Raw genomic sequence first — 1950 nt, forward strand, 5'->3', positions numbered from 1 at the left:
GCGTGCGGCCCGGCAGCGGCTGCCGGGCCCTAGCCGGGCGCCCCGCGCAGGGTAAGCACCGCCGCCGTCCCGGCCAGCAGCGCCAGGCCCCCGGCAAAAAGCACGACGCCGGTCCAGCCGAACAGGCCGAAGAACAGCCCGCCGGCCCAGCCGAGCAGGCTGGAACCGGCGTAGTAGAAGAAGTTGTACAGGCTGGAGGCCTGCGCCCTGCCCTGGTCCGCCAGCCGCGGGGTCCAGCCGGAAGCGACCGAATGCGCACCGAAGAAACCCCCGGTAAAGACCACCAGCCCGGCCAGGATCACCGGCAGCGAGTCCACCAGCGTGCCGGCGAGCCCGGCCAGGACCACCGGCACCGCGGCCAGCAGCACCGGCAGCCTGCCGAACCGGACGGTGAGCCCGCCGGCCAGCCGCGAGGACACCGTGCCGGCCAGGTAGGCCAGGAAGAGCAGGCTGACCAGGGTCGCCGGCAGCGAGAACGGCGGCGCCTCAAGCCGGAAGCCGAGGTAGTTGTAGACCGCCACGAAGCCGCCCATCAGCAGGAAGCCCTGGGCGTAGAGTCCCAGCTGCCGGGGTGCACGCAGGTTGGCCAGGATGCGCCGGGCGAGGCTTGGCCCCTGGCCGCGCATCACCGGGCGGAAGCCCCGCGGTGCCGGCGCCAGCCAGACGAACAGCACGGCCGCCACGGCGGCGACGATGCTCACCACCAGCACGCCGGCGCGCCAGTCCAGCAGTCCCGCCACTGGGCCGGCCACGAGCCGGCCGGCGAGCCCGCCGACGGTGGTGCCCGCCACGTAGGTGCCGGCGGCCACTGCCGCGTGCACCTTCTGCACCTCCTCGTTCAGGTACACCAGGGCGGTGCCGGGAATCCCGCCCAGCGCCGCACCCTCGGCAAAACGCACGGCCAGCATGGCTTCGAAGCCGGGAGCCAGCGGCAGCAGCAGGCCGAAGACGACGGCGGCACCGATGGCCCAGGTCATCGCGCGCTTGCGTCCGGCCCGGTCCGCCACCCAGGACCAGGGGACGACGGCGAGTGCCAGGCCCAGGGTTGCGGCGGACACGCTGAGCGCGGCGTCCGCCGGGGCAATCCCGAACTCCCGGGCGATGCCGGGCAGCACCGCCTGCACCGAGTACAGCTGGGCGAAGGTGGCCAGTCCGCCAAAGAGCAGCGCCAGCAGCAGGTTCCGGTAGGCCCGGCTGCCCCTGAGGTGGCCCGTCCAGGGCTGTGTTGATTGGATTCCGGCCTTCGTCACCCTTAGATGCTATGCCCGGGATGCCATCCCGGCCGGTGTCCCTTCCGTTCCGGTTTCCGCGGTTCCGGTTTCCGCGGTTCCGGTTTCCGCGGTTCCGGTTTCCGCGGTGCGGTGTCAGCGGGCCGGCAGGTCTTCGACGAAGGCGGCCTTGACCGAGTACTGCTGGTATAGCCGCACCGCTTCCTCCAGCGGCAGGTTGCCGAAGGCCAGCGCGGTCTGCAGCCCCTCCAGTTCGGCGCTGCAGGTTTCCGCGGCGCTGATCTGCTCGCTCTTGCCCTTGGACGTGGCGAAATGGGTGGTCAATGCCGCCGCGACGGACAGGACGGTGGCCAGCAGGCAGATCGTCTGCCAGACCAGGGAGGTGTCCTGCAGCGCGAGCAGCCCGGCTACCGAGCCGGTGAAGCCTTCCTGGCCCATGCCCGGTCCCGCGGTGAGGGCCGCGACCAGGGAACTGGTGACCACGCTCAGGGTGCTCAGCCTGCTTTGCCGCGGCCTGTGCCGGCGCAGGTAGGCGCCGATGCTTGCCCGGCGCCGTTCGATGCGTTCTGACAGTTCCCTGCGCAGCTGCGGATCCTCGTCCATGGCCAACTCCCGTGTCCAACGCCCCGTGAGTACCAGCATGCTCCCGGCCCGGGGGCAGGACAAGCACGGCGGAGGCCGCGGCCGGGCCGGCGTCACGGCCGCGGCGGCGCGGACTCCG

The 1950-nt window shown here is 72.3% G+C and carries 2 protein-coding genes; both read right to left on the reverse strand.

Features of this window, described 5'->3' with window-relative positions; translation table 11 throughout:
- Window positions 1-29: 29 nt before the first annotated feature.
- On the reverse strand, window positions 30-1250 hold the full coding sequence (locus ACFQ36_RS22415) for an MFS transporter (RefSeq protein ID WP_377017732.1): 1221 nt from the start codon (window positions 1248-1250) through the stop codon (window positions 30-32).
- Between the two features lie 114 nt (window positions 1251-1364).
- Window positions 1365-1832: a hypothetical protein gene (locus ACFQ36_RS22420; RefSeq protein WP_377017734.1), complete on the reverse strand. Its 468-nt coding sequence runs from the start codon at window positions 1830-1832 to the stop codon at window positions 1365-1367.
- Between the last annotated feature and the right edge of the window lie 118 nt (window positions 1833-1950).

This window comes from Arthrobacter sp. GCM10027362 (genome assembly GCF_042679445.1).
Classification (GTDB): domain Bacteria; phylum Actinomycetota; class Actinomycetes; order Actinomycetales; family Micrococcaceae; genus Crystallibacter.

Coding starts and splice junctions, on each gene's coding strand:
- ACFQ36_RS22420 (WP_377017734.1), bottom strand. CDS start 1,832: ATGGACGAGGATCCGCAGCTGCGCAGGGAACTGTCAGAACGCATCGAA.